We start from the raw sequence: 19,184 nt of genomic DNA, 5'->3' as shown, positions 1-19,184 counted from the left end.
AGAGTTCTTTTTTTCATCCGAACGCGCACTCCCGGCCACGGTATTTGCGCAAACGGTGCGGCCGGGTCCGCGGAGAAAATCATGTACAGGGCAACTGCACTGACGTTACTAAAGTACAAGCGCTGGGTAGATGCCAGGATGCTTAGCGCAATAGCGGCAACGGATGCCCTTAAACACCCTCGAAACATGCAGAAAATGCTCAGGCTCATGAACCACGTTCACGTTGGCGATATGGTGGTACGCGCAAATCTCACTGGCGAAATACACGCTTACCGCACCCTGAAGCCGCGCCGGACGCCTGACATCAGCTCCCTTCAGCTGTCCATGCTGGCATGCAGCAACTGGTATGTTGAACACGTCGCTGCTATGGTACAGGCTGATTATGACACGGTGATTACTTACCGGCGCATAGATGGAAAAATGGCGCAACTGACCACTCTGTGCCTGATAGAACAAGTGTTATTACAGGGGACCCGCCATCGGGCTGAAGTCAGCTGGCTGATTAGCTCCTGTGGAGGCGTGGCACCGGATGAGGGGCTCATGCGGTTTATGCGGCCCCCTCCCCGCACCTGGGTAAAGGAGGCACTGTGAGGCTTTTTCAGCGGAAAAATCTGACTGGCAGACGGAAAAACCATCTGATGGCGCAGATACGGCTGCCTGTGCAAGCCCAAATTTTTTAGCTCAGTGTCACCGTATCTCGTTGTAAGTAGCAGACGGCTCACTTTATATATATAAGTATCGCCTGCTTTCTGTCAGTAGGGTCAGCGCCGGGGTACAGAAGCGATAACGTGGCAGCAGGAGGTAGCTGCAATTAATCGCTCATGGAGAGCGCATGTATGAAATTCGCCACGCCTGGCAGAAATCGGGCCCGTACAGAGGAGGTCAAGGATGGCGCTATGCCCGGCCCCTCCCTGAGATGATGCATGCGTTATTCTGGCTGTACCTCCCGTGTTCATTCATCACCTCTTTGTATCAATAAATATTGTGTACTTAAAATGCCAGGGCTGGCTTGTCTGTCCTTATTCACCCTCTTCCGGAAAAAGTATATATGCCTTCCTGTATGATTATTTTCCTGACGTTAATCATACAGGAAGGCGCTCCGCTGCTATGCCCCCCTGTAAGCCATATGTTAATTACTGTCCAGTTCGCTGTTTTCCCTGAGTCAACAGTTCAGGGGCACTTCTCGTGGATTTTTTACAGTTAATGATTTATACTTATCAGCCATAATTTAAAATAATGGTGAGGTCGGATAGGTTATATTATCACATATCCGCGCGGAAATTAAAAAAACACTATCTTTATAGAAATGACACCTTTGATTAGTCAGGATGATATCTGAATGAAGTTTTATGGCATAGACTATCTGCAAACGCAGTCTAATATAAATGATTTTTTAAAGTACATTATTATATTTAGTGCGTTATTTGTTTTGATTGTCGTTTTCAGTCTTTATATGCGCCATCGCTTACAGACTAAATATCGGGATTTGACGATCATAGCTTTTTTGTTTTTACTATTCATTTCCGGTGTGCAATATGCAGATTATACTAACAGCCAGAACATACACTCTCAATCATCTCAGATGGTTAATTTTGTGAGGTTATTATCAGAGAGGGAGGGTGTAAGCATAAAATCTATTTTTTCCAGCTCCGTGCAACTATCGGATGGTGTAATAGTAAAAATCAATGACTATTATTACCGTGTAAACCTAAGTCCTGATCAAAACACCTATAGCCTGGCAAAGGTCGGGCTGATAAGTACTGAAATAGTAACCATAAAAAACTGAAGGGTGAAATGATTATTTACATACCTATCATTATAAAGCTAGGACTGGGGATCGTTTGTTTGATTGTGCAAATAAATCTCATGGGGAAAGGGAATCTTGCTCCCTCATCTGCAATGGATCAGGTTCAGAACTATGTTCTGGGCGGGATTATTGGAGGCGTAATATACAATGAGTCGATTACAGTACTTCAGTTTGTGCTGGTGTTGATTATCTGGACGTTACTTGTTTTTATTCTCAAGTTTTTAAAAGAGAACAATCGATTAGTTAAAAGGATTATTGACGGAAAACCTATCACCCTGGTACATAATGGGACAGTAAATGTTAGAGAGTGTTTAAGGAATGGTGTTTCTGCGAACGACCTGATGTTTAAATTAAGAGCCAATGGTATTTATGAGGTGGAACAACTAAAACGCGTCGTTCTCGAGCAAAATGGGCAATTAACTATTATTCAGAGTGGCGATGAAAATATTCGCTATCCAATTATCGTGGATGGGTTGGCTAACCATGACCTGCTTGAGATTATCAGCAAAGACAGTGAGTGGCTGGAAAGTAAAATAGCGGAGCAAGGCTTTACTAAAATTAGTGATATATATCTGGGTGAATATTTGTCTGGGCGGATAAATTTATACGCATATGATATTAAAGACTGATCTTTGCCTTGCAGCACAGGAATAATTGACAATGTAAATATACTGGGCATCTTAAATTAATCCGGTGCGGAAATTTCACATCTACCACTACAGTGCACTGTATATGATGATACTGCGATTGACATCTACTTCTGCCAGAACGCAGGGATTTTTTCTTTTTCTTACGACTGATGGATGAGTGGTTTACATTGATACATGGTATCCTGGTGATCAGTTAATATACACATTTTGCACGATGATCCGGACTCGCCGCTGAAGGTACGGGCTTTGTGCCAGCGCCAGTGGAAAAGCGTTCCCGACCGTTCCCCCCCTCGCCAGACACCATTACCCCTCCCGGGGGCCGCCGTCTGACGGTCCACGGGAAGGAAATCCGCTGACATCGCGCAAACTCTGTCGTCGATATGCCACAGGGTGTGAAGGTAAACATTTCCCCTGGCCTTATCTGAGGAAGTCAGGCCACCACGTGCGCCCCTTCAGCGGCCATGCCCGTGTTTTCATCCATCACCAGCACCTCATAGCGGATGATTTCCCCGCCTAAGTAAAATACAAACACAACAAACCAGTCATTCTGATACTCAGATAATGGCAGATCGCAGAGTGGGCCAGGGGCATGCTTATGCTGAATCCGTGAAGCTGGCTAAAGTACGGCACTTGCGTGCCGATACCAGGAGTAATCGCATTACCTCCCCCACCGGAATGATTTACCCTGGAAACAATTCAGCAAAGAGAAAATACTATGGGAACTACTTAACCCCCCCGTTTTTATCCCTGTATCACCGAAATGTCTTGCCGCCAGCCTTCGTGAAATAGCTGACCTGGTCGAAGACGGCAGCCGTGAAATACGCGAGGCGGAGGTCTACTACGACACAGCGGAGAACGGAGAACACCTCACCCTTTACCGCGTGGTACATGCCCCCGGAAGTGCAGAGAAGTAGAGTTACCACGGCTTACCAAGTCCTGATGCAGGGAGTTGTTACGGGGATGCCTGCAGGACTGCAGTAAATCCTATTTTGCACCTCCAGGTAAAGGTTTACCCTTCTGTCAGTCTGAGTTGTGCGGTTGAAGCGCCGGGCTGACCTCCCTGAATCGGCGGGCCCTGATTTGAATGGTCCGCTGTTCCCTGAGAGGGGGGCGCCTTCTTTTGAGGGTAATTAACCGCGTCAATTCATCAAAGCGTCTAGAGTCTTAGGTGAGGTTGTCATTAATTCGTGCCAATGGAGGATTTTTCAGTGTTAATTCAAGAAGACGAGAAAGGCCACGTCATTATTGGCGAAGCGGCACTCAGCCTGGCGCTGGGTGAGAGAGAAATCAGCGTTGCCTCGCTACTGAGCGAGCTGGGCCTAATGGCGAAAGCCGGGGGCAGTCCTGACCGGCTGGCACAGATAGCTGAGGCGCGTCACTGGCTCAGCAGCTTCAGCTCTCCGGTAGGCGCATGGCGGAAGGTACAGTACCTGCAGACCCTTGCAGGCCTGAACGAAAAAATGAACTGACAGTTTGATTTGACACCACTGGACGTACTCCGGCTCCGGCCGGAAGACGACGACGAAGCAAAAACCTTACAGGTTTCGCCAATAAAAAAAATCCCTCCTGATATCTGTCAGGAAATACATATCCACTGACGCATATTGTGTAAGCAAGCTGATAGCACATATCAAAATGTGCAGAACAAATGGCGAGGATTTGCTAATCCGGCGTCAGTGACTATGGTTACTGTCGCTCAGGCCGGAGCTTGCAGGCCCGTACAGGTCTGCCGGCATGTGGACTTTATGGCGGACGGGCGTGGTTCCGGCCCGGGTACGGCAGTCATAAGCCGCTGTCGTCTGCCGTGCGCCCGAGCACAATTTCCAGCGCGCTCCGCAGCACGTCCTGCTCCACGACGCTCTCGCTGGTCTCCAGCATCTCTATCAGGCACAAAATGACGGCTTTGTTCGTCACGTAACCATGGGCAGATACCAGCTGGCAGATGATGCCGCCGATTATCCGCTGTTCTTCCTCAAAGCGTGCGCCCTGGGTGCCGAAATAGTCAGTGATGGCGCCTTCAGCCGTCTGTTGCATGCGTGGATCCTGTAGCCGGCGTGCCGGAAAATGTCTGTATGGTCAGGGGAAGCCATCCGGGGTATGCCCGGCAGGCTCAGTGTTTTTTTCTGTCGCCGGCCGGCCCGTCCGCCGCGAGAAACTGCGACATGGTGGCGCCGCCGTTGGCCGCCCCAGGCCCGGTCCGGTCCCTGCTTCGGGATACGTCATTAATGGCGTGCAGGCACGCCTGTTGCCGGGCGGGCTCAACTTCACGCGCCGCCATGTCGGTGAGCTTTTCAGTGAGTGAGGTGCGGTTTAGCGCCCCCCCGTCGTGAAGGAGCTTCAGCACGGCCTCACCCAGCATGACGTCGGCGAGCTTTTCTTCTTTACTGCGGTTCATAGATTTTCCTGATAACAAGGCCGCGGGCGCGCCCGCGGGCATGAAATTTTTTTGTATGAGAGTCCGTCTCAGGGGGCTGTCCGTCGTATTTTCCAAAAAGTTTCAGGCGGCGTCAGTGTCACCGGGGCACAACACGAAACCGGGAATTTACTGCGGGTCGCGGCCGAACAGCAGGCCAATGAGCTGCTGGTAGTGGCGCTCCTCCTCCGCACCGGAAGCGTGCTCGAGACGCTGAAGCAGCCGGGTGCATATTGCCTTGCGGTTGAGGTTTTTTCCGGATGCCAGAATTTCCGCCACGATGCGTCCCATCGTTTCCTGCTGGGTGGGCAGTGAGGGCCGGCTAAAGTGGTGCGCTATCTGGTCAGCTGTCTGCGGGTTTGACTCGGTTTGACGCATGGCGGAAGATCCTGTCTGGTTAATTTATATTCGTATAGTGTTCATTAAGTTATACAAAAAATAAATTCCTGTACAGGATTGTCTTTAAAAGACCGGTGGGTATATTTAGCAAAAAGTGCTTATTTTTTAAAATCAGCATATTAGGAGATGCAAACCGATGCGTTATGTTGGCCCCTGACTGTACATATTTACCGGCCCGCAGCCGTGCACCCGGGGACTCCGCCACAGCATACAAAAGGTGTATAATGATTATCCATACACCCGAAGGAGGTCCCTTGAGGGATGAAAACGACAACAACGACGCGCTGCTCGCCATGATTGGCAGGGCGGTGTCCGAGCTCCTTGATTCGGGCCAGTCGCCCCACCGCGAGAATATTGTGACCCGGCTGCAGCTGATGGGTGCCTGGAGCGGAAGCGAATCCGTCAGGGCCCTGTGCACCAGGGCACGCGAGCTTCTCATCACCCGGATCACCCACTGATACGGCGGCCTCGCGTTCCTTGCGCCATACCACCTTTGCACCGGCTCAGGCCGCTCTCACGAAGACCTGCCGTTCCCTACGTTGCTGATAATGATGTCATCTTCAGCACCCTGCGGCTGCCCTTCGTCTGCCGCACCCGGCGAGGCGAACCAGGGAGAACCCTGCTGTGAGAGGCTGCCCGGCTGACGAAAGTCAAAGAGCCAGCAGCATGTGCCTTTGATGGCAGCCAGACGGGCCCCGTCGGGTTCGTGCACGGACATCGCGTTGAGTTGCGTGATGAGCGTGGCTACGGTGACCTCTTCGTTTCTGAAAATGAGGTTCATGGCTGCTTCGCCCATGATTACATGCTCTGTGTCTTTCGCGTTGATAGCCAATTTTGTCTCCTGGTATATCAGAAAAATATAATACCACGCAGAAAGTATAATGCATGAGAGATGGTAGTCTAAACCCGTTATGTCATACTGCAAAGCGCAGTGGTATAGTTAAAATATATGCTACTGATTTAGCGCCTTATTTAAAAGAATGGTAAAGCAAGCTTATATTCATTTTATAAAGTCAGGGGAAACTGAATAGTAGCCACCATGGCAGTGATACAGGCTTGTTACTGGCGGCCTAAAAGTGCCATTTTATGCTTTGGGTCTGGGCCCAACGTTCAGAAATCTACATTAATGTTCCAGAATGACTCGACTTGCCAGAGTCGGATTAAGTGTTGCCATCAGGCTGGAGAGATAAAACTGGTCTGGGGCTACGTCCCTTAAGCATTGCCCCTTCGATGCAAACATCGCTCTCAGAAAGTCGAACCGCTTGATATTGACCGGTTTCGCCTGAAAAATACAGACAGGTACCAGCAGCACCTGCTTCTGACCCCCTCCTCATATGTGATATATTTATAATCAGATATAACCGGGGTAAGCCGTGTGTTTAATCCACTTTTGCGGAGATTTTTGAGCCAGATGAGTCAATAATGAAAGGACCATCCCAAGACGGGTTGTTTTTGTGGGGATAAAGGCATCTTTACCCCTCTGCTGAGGCATGAGACATCTTGTTCATTCCGGCAACCTTCAACCAGGAGTTTATGAATGTCGGTTGAAGAACATTTCGCCATGAGCTTTCCAGCCGGTCATTTTTAGCTTTTTTGCATGAGATGCTCAACACGATTAGGGTTACGGTGATACTACCCTGATTTTTTCCAATGGATAGACTCATTCAAAATAAGACATTAAAAAATATCACAAGATATTTTTTAATAAACAGAATTTTAGCTTCAATATCATACACTTTTTACATACAGGTATCAGAATGAGCTTCAATATACACGATAAACTGATTCATGAATTTGAGTCTCCAAAGGGACTGTTATACAGAATGATTATCATTTATGCATGTACGATGGTTGGGGTGATAATGTTTCTCTCTCTTCTGATGGGGGATCTTTCTAATATTAACTTTTACCTTTTTATTAATTTAATAACAGCATTTGTAACAGTCTGTTTTATAAGGGAATCATTTAATATCCATTCATATGGCCATCACATGATGATATTCAGGTTAAGTCTTTTCTTACTGCTTAATTCTTCACTTTTCTCAATGGCTGGAGGGGTTGGTTTATTAAGCAGGGATGTGGCATCAATGTGCTCTGCGTTGATTTACGCACCAGCGATGATTATCATAATTCGTTCATTTAAAAAATTCATAAATTACGTAAATAAAAACTACCAAGGTGCGGTGAGCCTTTCTCTAACAGATGAGTTAACAGGCTTACCGAACAGAAGACATCTGAACAATAAGCTCAGAGAAATGGAAAACAGGCAGGGTACGGTGTGTATTGCTGATGTAGATCATTTTAAAAAAATAAATGATACTTATGGACATGAAGTTGGTGATAAAGTGCTAAGAAATATCGGACTCAAACTTAGCAGTTTTTCTCAGGACGATGTATTCGTTTCCCGTTCAGGTGGTGAGGAGTTTGTTATATTGATTTTTGACAATGTGAATGCAGGAAATTTCATCAGAAATATGAAGTCATCAATATCTGAAGTGTGCAACGGGAGTGTGGGTATTACTCTGAGTATTGGTGTTGCAATTAAAGGTTCAGAACAGTCATCTTCTTCCGCAATCAGTGCTGCAGATCATGCTCTTTACGGAGCCAAAGAAACCGGCAGAGACTCCATCATGTATGCGCAGCGCCCGTAGCTGGCTTTAGAGCCGTATCTTTAAGCAGCGGGGCACTATTAGAGGATAATTACTGTGTTTTTTTAAAATATCATTGCCTGTTATTCACGCGCACGTTGTGTATTATTCTTCCTGAATATGTTTTAGATGTGCGTGAATATAATTTTGCACATGACCGGTTATAGTTAATAAGGGAATATTAACTTACCACCTTAACTGAATAGAACCTTACAAGTTAAATATTTCGGATTTTTTTTGTGAAGATCAGTTTGTATTTCTATAGTTATTATACTTTACGGGAGAATATTGGCTATCTCGACTTTAGCAGGCCCCAGGCGGTAACGCTAACCCGGGCCGGCGTCCCTTTGTATTTAAAAATATAAAGTAGTTACGCGTTTTTTACCGATATTGCTATCTCCAGCCCCCTTCCTCGGGAAAACCAGTCAACTTTCGTCCATGCCCACACTCACTCCTCAGGAACGGACGAAAGTAACCCGCACTACTTTTCTGGTAAAGAAAAAACAAATGAAATTGCACCATCTTTATTAGAGCTGTCTGCATGGCAGTTTTCCGCGCCAGGTGACGCAGGCATCACTTCAATTTTCCTTAGGTATATGAAATTACGAACTTTTATACCATAAAAGCCGTAGAGATACTTGGTTAGTATTCAGACTGAGTGTGCAAAAAATCAATCATTCTGCTTTATCAATCATTGTTAGCTCAGATACACTGTATTCAGCTCTCGTGCCAATTCCCTTTGCCACGCCGCCAGCAAAACATGGCAGGCATTAGGGACAGATACCGATCGTTTTTCCTTAACTGACCCACGCGTTAAATCACTGCGACTCATAATAAAAGGTAAGAAAGCGATTTTAATCCCTTTTCTTTTTTCATGTCGGCATCTTGTTATATGAATATTTTTAAGCCGCTAAAGCAATCCCTGAAAATTAAAATTTAATTAACCATAAGCATTTTATATAACTGTTCTTAGTGATTTAATTATCTAAGCTCATCTGCGATCGATAGCTCCAGTTGCTCTATAGCAAGACGTAGTGGCAGGTATTCGCCGCCGGGTAAAGCGGAAAAAGCACCTTTCATTTTTTTAAGTTCGGCAAGAAGTGCCTGTAACGAAATATCTTCGCCGCGCGATGCCAGCCGCAAGCAGCAGTTTCCTAGCAGGCAGCTCGCCATGTGCCAGACGTTATCCCACGCATAATCATCAGTCATAGCCTTCGTCCGTCAGATTCCCGCGGGGCGGTTTTCAAGCTGTTCAATCGCCAGCTGCAGGGAAAGTGCTCCCAGACTGGTACGGTCATCATCTTCAGCCTGCACAGCTTTAAGTGTGGAAATCAGCAGCTTGCTATCGAGAACCCCACCACCCGCTATCATTCTGAAACAGACACTACCCGCGATATAGCACGCACCGAGCCACAATTCATCGGCGTCATTGTCATCTTCAAAATATTTTTCATCGTCCATCATATCCCCTAAAGGCTCATTGCTCACCGTACGTATAAATATACTATACGGCATGACGAATGAAGCCTATCCGTAACATGAATGGCTCAAAGCGGCATAGAGACACCAGCAATTGTCAAATATCATAATACGGCTTAATCGCGCTGACGGTTAGGCTTATGAGCATCGACAATTCAACCATCGTTCTGTTCAGCTTAAACCAGCTTGAAACAAAGAGGAGTAAAGGTCCCCACTTTTCAGACTTTACGGCGTGGGCAAGAATTTCAGGAGCCTTACTGGCAGCAGCCTGCTGCTGAAACTTCGGGGGGATTCTGAGCAGAACTATGGAACGTCTTTCTTATGGTAACTGCAAAGCCAGGCCCACCACAGTTAGCTATGAAGTAATGCCCACTATAAGTTGCTACTACACCTCATCGTTATTCAAACCGTAGTAAAGTTTTCCTAACACAATAAGGGACCGTCCCTGGGATTTTCGATGCAGATTGGTATCACGCAATGAGTAAACGCAGCCGCAATATTCCTGTTGATAGAATTGCTCACGCTTACTGATCTCAATCATGCGCCCTGAGCCCCCCTGCTTACGCCAGTTATAATCCCAGTACGTCATGCCCGGGTAATTACCGGCGGCACGATGACCACAGTCATTGATCTGTTGCATGTTTTTCCAGCGTGAAATGCCCAGAGAGCTGCTGATCACATTGAATCCATTCTCAAAAGCATAAAGTGCAGTGCGCTCAAAGCGCATATCAAAACACATGGTACAGCGCACTCCGCGTTCAGGCTCTTTTTCCATACCAGCGGCACGTTCGAACCAGTTGTCAGTATCATAATCAGCGTCAATGAAAGGCACACCATGCTGCTCGGCAAAACGGATGTTTTCGTCTTTTCGCAGTAAATACTCCTTTTTTGGGTGAATATTCGGGTTGTAGAAATAAATGGTGTAATCAATACCCGACGCCTGAATTGCTTCCATCACCTCACCAGAACAGGGGGCGCAGCAGGAATGCAGAAGGAGTTTATTTTCGCCATGAGGTAACGTCAGTTTTGGACGCGTAAATTCGCTGTTGGTCATGTTTTCGAGCTCATAAGAATTGTGCAAAAGGAAAGAGTATACGGTGTTCAGTCTGAGAGGGGAAAGTATGCAGGCAGGAAACTGAATCCCCACCCTGAAGGAACTCATATTTGGGATCCTACAGACTACACAGCAGGCATGACGTTGTTTAAACTGCCGCCACAACAGTATACATTTCCTGTTCACACGATGAGACCTGTTCAAAGGCCTCTGGGCTGATGCAGCCCGCCATGCCCGATTGTGGAACGCCTCAACGTAAGGGAATATATCGGCCAGTGACACAACCCGGGCTTTGTAGATCCATTTTCTGATGCGTTTTTTTTCAGCGAACTGAAGAAGGGTTGGGCAACTGTATTGTATCAGCAGTTGCCGGGGACTCATGCCCGGAGGCTGATTATTGGCCCGGCTGCTGACCAGCATAAAGGCAAGGTATGCCGAAAATCACCGCCGCAGCCCTGTTTTTTCAAATATCTGACCTGGGTACTCTCGCCCGCAGGGTTTCAGAGCACTCGTTGGGGCGGAGACCGTTAACAGTGACACAAAATAAATACGGGGAAGACGAAAGATTTCGCCGTCGGTGCCGGCTTTCGAGGCTCCTTCTAAATGTTAATGATTACCGCCATTCAGTTTAAAACGGCGATGAGGATTTTTTATATCAGCCTTAATGCGGCCGGGAAGGCAACGCTGGTTGTCTGCATACGTAAGCTTATGACCTCCCTGTACGCCATTGTCATAAGCAGGACGTAATTGCAGGACCGTTAATCGCCATTTTGAACATTTGATGAGCCAGAAAATTCAGATCAGCGCTGACTGTAACGTCGTCAGTGCTGTATTGATGCCACTCTGAAAAAGTTCTGCAAGGCCATCAGCGCTTTGCCGGTCATGGCTATTTCCGAAACCATCACCGTGTCATGCTGTTTCAGCCACGTCAGGAAGTCTGGGTCGCTCATGTAAGGGCTAAATGAACCAAAAAGCAGTTTCAGGTGCATCAGGTCGTTAGCCCATATCTCCAACGATCGGTACTCGCTCTCACTCAGTTGCCTGAGCAACTCATCTGTCTGCGCTTTGATTTCTATAATGCGGCGGCACTTTTCATGCATAAGGATCTTCACCTCTCATTATCTTTCTTTATTTTTGGCACAAAAGTTACCCGAAGCTGAGCGTTACGTGGCCATCAGATGAACGGCGGTCGTGAATGCATGTTAAGCACGGCCGCCTTATGCAGAAATAGCTTATACTCTAAAGTTATCAACCATCCCGCGCAGCGCGTGTGCCTGTTCAGACAGTGACTGTGAGGCGGATGATGATTCCTCCACCAGAGCGGCATTATTTTGCGTTACTCCGTCCATCTGGCTGACGGCAATGCTGACCTGAGAGATGCCGAGCATCTGTTCGGATGAAGCCAGTGAAATATTATCCATGGCTTCGGCAAGTTCGCCCACCATACCGACAATTTTCAGTATGCTGTCTCCTGCATCTGCAGCTGCCACTACTCCGCTATCAACAACACTTACTGCTTCCGCCATAAGTTGTTTGATGTCATGCGCGGCATTAGCACTACGCTGCGCAAGTGTCCTGACCTCACCTGCCACTACTGCGAATCCCCGTCCTTCTTCCCCTGCACGGGCAGCCTCCACCGCTGCGTTGAGGGCAAGAATGTTAGTCTGGAAGGCAATGCTTTCAATTACGGACGTAATATCGCGCACCTTTGCGGCGCTCACAGATATGGCATTCATTGTGTCCGACATGCGCTGCACGTCTGTTCCGCCTGAACGGGCAAGTTGCGCCGTTTCACGGGCTGAGCCCGCTGTCTGCTGTGCGCCTGCAGTATTACTTTTTACAGTAGCCGTAAGCTGCTCCATGCTGGCTGCTGTTTCCTGCAGTGCAGCCCGCCTGCTGCTCGGTGCGGGAAGAAAGTTCAGTATTACCTTGCGAAATTTCATCCGCAGCCAGCGCCACGGAGCTGGCTGAATCCTTTATCTGCGAGATAAGCCCCCGCAGATTTGCCTGCATACCATCCAGAGAAGCCAGCAGGCTTGTCGTGTCCTTGCGATGCAGAATCACCTGACTGGTCAGGTCACCAGAAGCAATTGCTGCTGCAAGTATCTGAGCATCTGCGGGCTCCCCGCCTAACTGTCGCATCAGTGTCCGGACTATCATAAAAATTGTCAGAAGAGAGAATAAGACAGAAAGAATCGTGAGTGAGAGCAATAGAATGGCGGCCTCACGTATAGATGCACTATTACGAGCCACCGTATCCCTGCTGAGCTTATTCTGTACGTCTGTAAGCCCGTTCAGGGCATCAGAGAGAGCCTGCTGCGCCGGGCGCGCCGTATTCAGCAAATAGTCAGCGGCTTTTTCTGACTGGTCGTTATCCAGCCCCATTTTTCCCGCAGTTGCAAGAGTATTCAGAGCAGCACCGTCTGAAGACAGGATATTGTCTAACGCTAGTTTTCCTTCGGGAGAAGCGTTATGCATCATGCTGGCAACAAGCCTTTCGCGATCCTGAACATACTTTTCATGTAAATCACTGACCCTTTGCCATTCATTTTTCTCCTGCTCAGGATCTTTGAGCAGAACGATGTCTCTGACTGAAACTGCCATATCATTAACAGCAGCACGCATATTCAGGACAAGCGTAAGACGCTTCATTTTATAATTTACCGTATCTTCCATGCCTCGCCTGGATTCACTGAGCGAGTGCAGGGACAGTCCGGTGCAGATTAAAAAACATATAACTAAAAGGCCGTAGCCGCTGAAAAGTCGAACCGATATTTTCATTATTTTTACCTGGTGGGCGGGGGAACAACTCATATATCGGCTTGGGGCTGGATACTAATAGCTTTGATAAGTTACCAACTGTTTCTACCAGTCTCAGCAAAGATCCCAGCACATCCGGCTGATGACCCGTACCGCTTAGTGGCGAGAACCGACTGCCCAACAATGAAAAAGGCACTCCGTCCGGAGTGCCTGGCAGAGCAAGGTCTTATGGGTTGCTGTTGTTTCTCTGGCGCTGCATTTTATGTGCTGTCATTACTGTTATCGGCCCGCAACAGGAATAATCCATGCGCTGCACCACATTTTGTTAATTTTATGGCATCCAATCACTTTGGCGCTGAAGTGGAGGAAATAATGGTTCTGGTGTGATTATGCCACTGACGTCAGACATTTTGCATGGCGTGAGGCACATTATCTGAATGTCAGTGCCTCACTGCTATTTTTATAATTTTTCAGAAACTTTTCCAGTTTTCCTCAAGGCCTGCTGTCTTTTTCTTCACAGTCGTCCCGTGCGAAGGTGATAATTTCACCCCGGAAGCACTAATCGCATCTTTGGATTTCAATTCTGACGGTACTTTAATGACAAAAGTGGCTACCAGCTCGTTAAGAACGGTGGCCTGCTCCATCAGTGAATGCGAGGCGGCAGAGGCTTCCTGAACGAGTGTCGCATTCTGCTGGGTCACGTCATCCATCTGGTTAACTGCCTGGTGAACCTGGCCAATGCCCTGCATCTGCTCGTGCGCTGCAGCGGCTATCTCATTCACCAAATCTGCCACCTGACTAATGGCCTCGTTCATATCACCCATATTCTGTCCAACCTCATCTGCCTGACCTGCCCCTTTCTCCACGAATTTTATTGATGACTCAATCAATTCTTTTATTTCACGAGCTGAAGCCGAGGATCGCTGGGCAAGATTGCGCACTTCACCGGCAACCACGGCAAACCCGCGTCCCTGCTCCCCGGCCCGTGCAGCTTCTACAGCCGCATTCAGGGCGAGAATGTTGGTCTGAAATGCAATACCTTCAATCAGCGAGATAATATCGGTGATTTTGGCAGAGCTGTTCCTGATATCAGACATCGTCCCCATCATGGCGCCTACCTTTACAGAGCTGTCTTCTGAGAGCTTGCGGGCATTCTGCGATAATTGGCTTGCCATGCCGGTATTTTCAGCGGTCTGACGTACCGTCTCACTCAGTTCTGACATGCTGGCTGCCGTTTGCTCAAGCGAAGCCGCCTGTTCTTCCGTTCTGGCTGAGAGGTCCTCATTTCCCGCCGAAATCTGTGAAGAGGCCGTGCTGACGGACTGAGAGGAAGAGCTTACGGATAACAGTGAAGAAGCAACATTCGCCACCAAATTATTGAATGCTTGTGCCGTCAGCCCTATTTCGTCTTTACGCGAGTCATCCGCCCGCAGGGTCAGATCCAGACGTGAACTGGCCTGCTCCATCGTGGAACGCATAGCGTTAAGGCTTCTGCGTATACCGGCTATAGTCTTAATGGCGAAGAATCCAAGGATGAGAATTAGAATCGAAGCACCCGAAATCATGCCCCAGAACGTGGCCTGATAGACGCGGGTATTCTGATTTTTTAGCCCTTCACCAATGTCCACGTTGAGTTGCAGCTGCTTTTTGTAACCTGCAATGAGGCTACGGGCAGCGGCACCTGCTCCGTTGCTGCCCTGAATTTCACTGAGCGAAATCGCATCATTCTGCTGCTGGGATGCTTTCAGGAAGGTAGGTAGCTTGTTCTGAATAACCTGTATCGTGGCGAACCCCGCTTCGGTCATGCGCCTGTCTTCTTCACTTGAAACATCATTATCGAGATAGAACTGATTGAGAGACTTCAGATTATTCAGCTGTTCGCCTAGTTGTTTTTCAACCTCGGCCTGCCTGCCCGGGTCTGTCGCACTCTGGTGCCTGTACATCCAGATAAGTAACTGGTTACTGCCATCCACCATTTTTCCGATATCGATAATTGAAGGCACGGTATTGCTTTGAACGTACTGAAAGCGTGACTGAAACCCAGTCACGATCATAACGGAAACAAAGACTAAAGTGATAAGAGAGGCTGAAAGAAGAGAAAAAGTCAGGAACAGCCGCTGTGTAATTGTCATTTATCGTTTCCACCTGATATGTTGCCGTGAGTTGAGGGCTGTACAACGCAAACTATGCATGAACACATAGCACTATCGGCTGAAGGTGAAAAATAGTTAGCTAAATTCTATCTCCATATCCATAGATTCTGGATAGTAATTGGCACTCTCTGAAATTGCCAGTCCAAGCCTTTATTTTTACTGAAGAGCAGACAGAAACCATAAATACCGGCTTTGACATGCCGGGGAAGCCCTTATAGTACAATAATTTTCGATATCCAAACTGGCCACAACCATGGATCTCTTACATTCTGGCTTGATGAACCGGCCATTCAGGCCTGGTATTACGGGCTCCCACCTGAAGACGCTTATCCTTTGTGAGAAAGAACGGCACTGAAATGGTACGTCCATCTCACTTCATTTCCTCATATGTGACATACTGCGGCTCTGGCTGAACGCTTTTACCGGCCTGACTGAATTATGTTCCAGACTTATTGACGGGCCTGTAAGTCCACAGGTTAGTTACGGGCTACTTCTTCAATCCGGAGTCATATGTTCGATCTGCGTTCCTATACCCTACTGCTTAACGAGGCGTTTGATACCGGCCACGACAACGATGACCTGTACTGTCTGCTTGAAGCCTTTCTTGACGCTGAGAACGAGCCGGTCAGACCGGTAAATACAGACTCATCAGAACTGCACAGGATACTGAATAACAACCGCGTCATGCATGCATTTACCCGCGTTACTGGGGGCAGCGTCCGGCTCAGTACGTGCTTTCGTCAGCAGGTAACCCGGCTTGGCCGCGTTGATTTCGTTTTGCTTGAAGCGTCAGGGGGACCGGTGCTTGGCATCCGGTTTGATGGCGTGGTTGCCTGCGCCGTCAGTCCTCAGGGAGAACGTTCCCCGCCCCCGCCCGGGCCGCTGTTAAGGCACTGATGATGCAGGCTCGTGAGGTGTGCGGCTTATGAAACTTCATGTTAACGCGCGCCGGGCATTATCCCGGGTAATCAGGTACTCACCTGCACTCAGCGGGATGATACTTTTTACCCTGTTGTTCCAGGTCAGGGCAGACGTGCAGGACCCGCAGCCTGCAGGGATCACGCTTGTTTCTTCAGACGCACGGGCCTTGTTGAGAATGAACTGCATGGACGGGAATTCGCTGTTCATTTCTCTTGCCGTACCGTCCGGGAGCATCAGTCCTGACATCCTGACCGTATCAGGTGCTGCCGGTACGCGCTGGATAACCGGCGGGCCGGAGGGGCAGTCTGTTAATATTGCTTATGCCGCCGCGCCGCGTGCGCTGCTGAGACGCATGCTGGCAGACCACCCGGGGAAACTGACGTTCGGCCGCAGGGGGCCTGATTTTGATGCCCGTGCACTGGCAGCCTGGTATGACAGCGTGCCGGCAGCGTGCAGGTGACCGGTACGGCTGAAATGTCCAGACATGCTTAAGTTATCCACAAAAACGGTGGATAACTTCTGTACAAAATACCTGAACCCTTCAGTCACGGGGGAGTGTCCGCGTCAGCAGACGCGTGATGTCTGCAACCGCAAGCGGCCGTGAAAAATAATACCCCTGAGCCTGGTCACACCCGGCCACTGTCAGAGCCTCTGCCGTTGCCCGGTCCTCAACACCTTCCGCCACCACCGTATAACTAAGCTCCTTAAGCATACGGATAATATTCGTGGCGATAATACGGCTGCGGCCGTCCGTGACGATATCCCTGACCAGCACGCGGTCAAGTTTGATAACGTCCAGTGGCATCCGGTGCAGGTAGCTGACGTTGCTGTAGCCCGCGCCAAAGTCATCGAGTGCTATCCGGAACCCCCGGGCGCGCAGCGCCGAAAGTGCCTCAACCGCGCCTTCTTTTCCCATAATTTTTTCTGTTTCAAGGCATTCAATTTCCAGCATTTCAGGAGCAAGACCCGCCTGCAGCAGACGCTCATAAAGCGTTTCGGCAAAGTCACTGCGCGAAAAATCGCTTTCACTGAGGTTAACGGATACCGGTACGGCACGGCCGGCGTCCTTCCAGCGTACGAGCTGTGCCGTGACGCTCCGGATAACCCAGTCTGCCAGTTCAGCGTGAAGCCGGGTACGTGCAGCGGCTGGCAGGAAAGCATCTGGCGTGAGGTTGCCTCTTGTCGGGTGCCGCCAGCGGATCAGGGCCTCAAGGCCGGTCAGACTGTCCGTCGCAAGGGATATTTTGGGCTGATAAACCAGATAAAGTCCCGTACCATCGTGCAGTGCTGCCGCAAGGTCATGCATCAGCCTGAACTCGTTGTTACGGCGTTCGTCAGTACATGGATCAAAGCTCTCAGCCCGGTTGCCGGAGGAAATGGCTTCGTGCAGCGCGCTGACGGCCCGGCGCAGGCCCTCCTGTCCGGAGACTTCGGCAGGACTGAAACTTACCTGTCCGACATTTATCGTCAGGTCAACAGCAATACCCTCTTCAATAAGCGCCGTGACGTTCTGCAGTCGGGTGCACAAGGAGGACAGGGTTAACGGGCTCTGTTCCCCTGTCAGAATGGCATAACGTCCCGGAGCAAGTGCGTACAGCCGTTCCTCCGGCTGCAGCGCGAGCCGCAGGCGAAGCAGGTCCCCTGTTTCCTTCAGCAGAGCTTCCACCGGCGGCATACCCAGCGAACGTGCCAGGTCATAAGCTTTGGGCACGTCAATACACTCAATGACGGTCAGCCGCAGGCTGTCCGCTGTCGTGGCCCTGTGCTGCAACTCCCGCATCAGCCCCTGGTGGTTAGGCAGCCCCGTTGTCGGGTCAGTGAAGGCTGCAGAGTGCCAGGTTTCCAGAAACGCCATCACCAGCCCGGCCATCTGCTCAAGAATGTCTCGCTGAGCGGGTGAGAAAGCGTGCGGACGCGTATCCGTGACACAGAATGTGCCCAGCAGCACCCCTCCGGCGTTACGCAGCGGGGCACCGGCATAAAAACGGGCGTAAGGCTCGCCCTGCACAAGCGGATGCCCTGAAGAACGCGCATCGGTCAGCATGTCAGGAATAACCACGGTTTCACCGCGTTCCATGACAAAGCGACAGAACGCATCTTTTCTGGGTACCCGGCGCACGGGGATATTCCGGGATGCTGTAATGTACTGATAACGTTCATCCAGCACTGAAATGAAACTTCCCTGCATGCCCAGGGCCTGCGTGGCCAGCATGACGAACTTACCGAGAACTTCATCACGATTTTCGTCCGGCGTGCGCAGCACCGTAATGGCATCAAGCCGTCGCGCTTCGTCGCCGCTCAGGTTCACAAGCATTTTTTCCTCCAGGCAATACGGGAGTCAGGGTCCGGTTCTGGCCGGGTATAATCAGGCCCGCTTACTTTCGGGCATAGTTGTTCAGCAGATTTTCAAAAATACGGATGCCAATGCCTGTGGCCACAATATTCATACGCAGGTCAGGATCGTTAATACGCAGCCAGGCGTCAAACTCGTCGTCTTTCAGGCTACGGGCTCCCTCCTGCTGCAGGGCGAACAACAGGCCGTAATTATTCACGAATACGTCCGGGTCATGGTACTCCGCACTCATCACCTGCGTCAGCATCGGCATGATGCTCTCAAAGCGTGCTGCCAGCGTACGGTGCATCGCTACGTACTTTTCCATACTTACCTCTTCATCACCCACATGGGTATATGAGTCATTTCCCTGAAGCTGACTTCATTACAATGGAAATCATAATAAGCTTATAAAAAATCAGGACGGTATACCCGTTCCTGTATACCATGTTGGTGACAGGAAGATAACCCGCAGCGCTCAGGCACCCGACCGGTAAAATTATTTCCCTGCCTTTCCTTGTAAGCACGCCATTCCTGAGCGCTTCTTCCGGAGCCTTCTCACGCCGTT

Annotated in this window: 19 protein-coding genes and 1 pseudogene; 8 read left to right on the top strand and 12 right to left on the bottom strand. The window is 49.3% G+C overall.

Annotation, left to right across the window (positions count from 1 at the left end):
- The first annotated feature begins 81 nt into the window (after positions 1–81).
- The 4 genes from EBC_RS00825 (at position 82) to EBC_RS00810 (ending at position 3,926) form a co-directional block, all read left to right on the top strand.
- Complete coding sequence (locus tag EBC_RS00825; protein WP_013199893.1) at positions 82–591, top strand: DinB family protein; 510 nt, start codon at positions 82–84, stop codon at positions 589–591.
- Positions 592–1,339: 748 nt separating this feature from the next.
- Entirely contained in the window at positions 1,340–1,786 is a 447-nt protein-coding gene (locus tag EBC_RS00820) for a DUF3290 domain-containing protein (RefSeq protein WP_013199891.1), read from the top strand.
- 8 nt (positions 1,787–1,794) lie between these two features.
- Positions 1,795–2,436, top strand: coding sequence for a DUF421 domain-containing protein (locus EBC_RS00815; protein WP_013199890.1), 642 nt, complete (start codon positions 1,795–1,797; stop codon positions 2,434–2,436).
- A 1,229-nt stretch (positions 2,437–3,665) separates the two neighbouring features.
- Positions 3,666–3,926 carry a hypothetical protein gene (locus EBC_RS00810; RefSeq protein ID WP_013199889.1) on the top strand — a complete coding sequence of 87 codons (261 nt, stop codon included), beginning with the start codon at positions 3,666–3,668 and terminating at the stop codon, positions 3,924–3,926.
- Positions 3,927–4,239: 313 nt separating this feature from the next.
- On the opposite strand, the gene EBC_RS00805 is transcribed toward EBC_RS00810, so the two are convergent.
- The 3 genes from EBC_RS00805 to ycgZ form a co-directional block, all read right to left on the bottom strand.
- Positions 4,240–4,491, bottom strand: coding sequence for a biofilm development regulator YmgB/AriR family protein (locus tag EBC_RS00805; protein WP_013199888.1), 252 nt, complete (start codon positions 4,489–4,491; stop codon positions 4,240–4,242).
- A 76-nt stretch (positions 4,492–4,567) separates the two neighbouring features.
- Complete coding sequence (locus EBC_RS24660) at positions 4,568–4,852, bottom strand: hypothetical protein (protein WP_013199887.1); 285 nt, start codon at positions 4,850–4,852, stop codon at positions 4,568–4,570.
- Positions 4,853–4,999: 147 nt separating this feature from the next.
- Positions 5,000–5,248 (bottom strand): regulatory protein YcgZ, encoded by a 249-nt coding sequence (gene ycgZ, locus EBC_RS00795; protein ID WP_013199886.1) that lies wholly within the window; start codon positions 5,246–5,248, stop codon positions 5,000–5,002.
- Positions 5,249–5,523: 275 nt separating this feature from the next.
- Here ycgZ and EBC_RS00790 point away from each other — a divergent pair, with 275 nt between their 5' ends.
- Complete coding sequence (locus EBC_RS00790) at positions 5,524–5,727, top strand: hypothetical protein (protein WP_013199884.1); 204 nt, start codon at positions 5,524–5,526, stop codon at positions 5,725–5,727.
- Positions 5,728–5,783: 56 nt separating this feature from the next.
- Here the strand turns inward: EBC_RS00790 and EBC_RS24655 are convergent, their stop codons facing one another.
- Positions 5,784–6,101: a hypothetical protein gene (locus EBC_RS24655; protein WP_013199883.1), complete on the bottom strand. Its 318-nt coding sequence runs from the start codon at positions 6,099–6,101 to the stop codon at positions 5,784–5,786.
- A gap of 925 nt (positions 6,102–7,026) precedes the next feature.
- Between EBC_RS24655 and EBC_RS00780 the strand changes: the two genes are divergently transcribed.
- On the top strand, positions 7,027–7,920 hold the full coding sequence (locus EBC_RS00780; protein WP_013199880.1) for a GGDEF domain-containing protein: 894 nt from the start codon (positions 7,027–7,029) through the stop codon (positions 7,918–7,920).
- Positions 7,921–8,898: 978 nt separating this feature from the next.
- On the opposite strand, the gene EBC_RS00775 is transcribed toward EBC_RS00780, so the two are convergent.
- The 6 genes and pseudogenes from EBC_RS00775 to EBC_RS00750 form a co-directional block, all read right to left on the bottom strand.
- Positions 8,899–9,126, bottom strand: coding sequence for a hypothetical protein (locus tag EBC_RS00775; RefSeq protein WP_013199879.1), 228 nt, complete (start codon positions 9,124–9,126; stop codon positions 8,899–8,901).
- A 12-nt stretch (positions 9,127–9,138) separates the two neighbouring features.
- On the bottom strand, positions 9,139–9,381 hold the full coding sequence (locus tag EBC_RS00770) for a hypothetical protein (RefSeq protein ID WP_013199878.1): 243 nt from the start codon (positions 9,379–9,381) through the stop codon (positions 9,139–9,141).
- 400 nt (positions 9,382–9,781) lie between these two features.
- Positions 9,782–10,450 (bottom strand): epoxyqueuosine reductase QueH, encoded by a 669-nt coding sequence (locus tag EBC_RS00765; protein ID WP_041691792.1) that lies wholly within the window; start codon positions 10,448–10,450, stop codon positions 9,782–9,784.
- An 821-nt stretch (positions 10,451–11,271) separates the two neighbouring features.
- The gene (locus EBC_RS25635) at positions 11,272–11,562 is read right to left on the bottom strand and encodes a hypothetical protein (protein ID WP_041691791.1); all 291 of its coding nucleotides are present in this window, start codon (positions 11,560–11,562) and stop codon (positions 11,272–11,274) included.
- A gap of 120 nt (positions 11,563–11,682) precedes the next feature.
- Positions 11,683–13,231, bottom strand: a pseudogene (locus tag EBC_RS00755) (methyl-accepting chemotaxis protein).
- A 449-nt stretch (positions 13,232–13,680) separates the two neighbouring features.
- Positions 13,681–15,342, bottom strand: coding sequence for a methyl-accepting chemotaxis protein (locus EBC_RS00750; RefSeq protein ID WP_013199870.1), 1,662 nt, complete (start codon positions 15,340–15,342; stop codon positions 13,681–13,683).
- Between the two features lie 531 nt (positions 15,343–15,873).
- Between EBC_RS00750 and EBC_RS00745 the strand changes: the two genes are divergently transcribed.
- Both EBC_RS00745 and EBC_RS25370 read left to right on the top strand, forming a co-directional pair.
- The gene (locus tag EBC_RS00745; RefSeq protein WP_013199869.1) at positions 15,874–16,260 is read left to right on the top strand and encodes a hypothetical protein; all 387 of its coding nucleotides are present in this window, start codon (positions 15,874–15,876) and stop codon (positions 16,258–16,260) included.
- A 28-nt stretch (positions 16,261–16,288) separates the two neighbouring features.
- A complete protein-coding gene (locus tag EBC_RS25370) occupies positions 16,289–16,744 on the top strand; it encodes a hypothetical protein (protein WP_013199868.1) in 456 nt (151 codons plus the stop codon).
- A gap of 81 nt (positions 16,745–16,825) precedes the next feature.
- Here the strand turns inward: EBC_RS25370 and EBC_RS00730 are convergent, their stop codons facing one another.
- Both EBC_RS00730 and EBC_RS00725 read right to left on the bottom strand, forming a co-directional pair.
- Positions 16,826–18,598: a putative bifunctional diguanylate cyclase/phosphodiesterase gene (locus EBC_RS00730; protein WP_013199867.1), complete on the bottom strand. Its 1,773-nt coding sequence runs from the start codon at positions 18,596–18,598 to the stop codon at positions 16,826–16,828.
- A 61-nt stretch (positions 18,599–18,659) separates the two neighbouring features.
- Positions 18,660–18,944, bottom strand: a complete 285-nt coding sequence (locus EBC_RS00725) for a hypothetical protein (RefSeq protein ID WP_143991592.1) — start codon at positions 18,942–18,944, stop codon at positions 18,660–18,662.
- Between the last annotated feature and the right edge of the window lie 240 nt (positions 18,945–19,184).

Source organism: Erwinia billingiae Eb661 (assembly GCF_000196615.1).
In the GTDB taxonomy this organism is placed as follows: Bacteria; Pseudomonadota; Gammaproteobacteria; order Enterobacterales; family Enterobacteriaceae; genus Erwinia; species Erwinia billingiae.
Note: the sequence above shows the minus strand (reverse complement) of the source record. Positions and strands in the feature narration are given on the sequence as shown.

Bases quoted from the DNA above. Each gene is read 5' to 3' on its own strand.
- EBC_RS00825 (WP_013199893.1), top strand. From the start codon at position 82: ATGTACAGGGCAACTGCACTGACGTTACTAAAGTACAAGCGCTGGGTA.
- EBC_RS00730 (WP_013199867.1), bottom strand. From the start codon at position 18,598: ATGCTTGTGAACCTGAGCGGCGACGAAGCGCGACGGCTTGATGCCATT.
- EBC_RS24660 (WP_013199887.1), bottom strand. From the start codon at position 4,852: ATGAACCGCAGTAAAGAAGAAAAGCTCGCCGACGTCATGCTGGGTGAG.
- EBC_RS00770 (WP_013199878.1), bottom strand. From the start codon at position 9,381: ATGATGGACGATGAAAAATATTTTGAAGATGACAATGACGCCGATGAA.
- ycgZ (WP_013199886.1), bottom strand. From the start codon at position 5,248: ATGCGTCAAACCGAGTCAAACCCGCAGACAGCTGACCAGATAGCGCAC.
- EBC_RS00725 (WP_143991592.1), bottom strand. From the start codon at position 18,944: ATGGAAAAGTACGTAGCGATGCACCGTACGCTGGCAGCACGCTTTGAG.
- EBC_RS00780 (WP_013199880.1), top strand. From the start codon at position 7,027: ATGAGCTTCAATATACACGATAAACTGATTCATGAATTTGAGTCTCCA.
- EBC_RS00765 (WP_041691792.1), bottom strand. From the start codon at position 10,450: ATGACCAACAGCGAATTTACGCGTCCAAAACTGACGTTACCTCATGGC.
- EBC_RS00745 (WP_013199869.1), top strand. From the start codon at position 15,874: ATGTTCGATCTGCGTTCCTATACCCTACTGCTTAACGAGGCGTTTGAT.
- EBC_RS00750 (WP_013199870.1), bottom strand. From the start codon at position 15,342: ATGACAATTACACAGCGGCTGTTCCTGACTTTTTCTCTTCTTTCAGCC.
- EBC_RS00820 (WP_013199891.1), top strand. From the start codon at position 1,340: ATGAAGTTTTATGGCATAGACTATCTGCAAACGCAGTCTAATATAAAT.
- EBC_RS00805 (WP_013199888.1), bottom strand. From the start codon at position 4,491: ATGCAACAGACGGCTGAAGGCGCCATCACTGACTATTTCGGCACCCAG.
- EBC_RS00815 (WP_013199890.1), top strand. From the start codon at position 1,795: ATGATTATTTACATACCTATCATTATAAAGCTAGGACTGGGGATCGTT.
- EBC_RS25370 (WP_013199868.1), top strand. From the start codon at position 16,289: ATGAAACTTCATGTTAACGCGCGCCGGGCATTATCCCGGGTAATCAGG.
- EBC_RS00775 (WP_013199879.1), bottom strand. From the start codon at position 9,126: ATGACTGATGATTATGCGTGGGATAACGTCTGGCACATGGCGAGCTGC.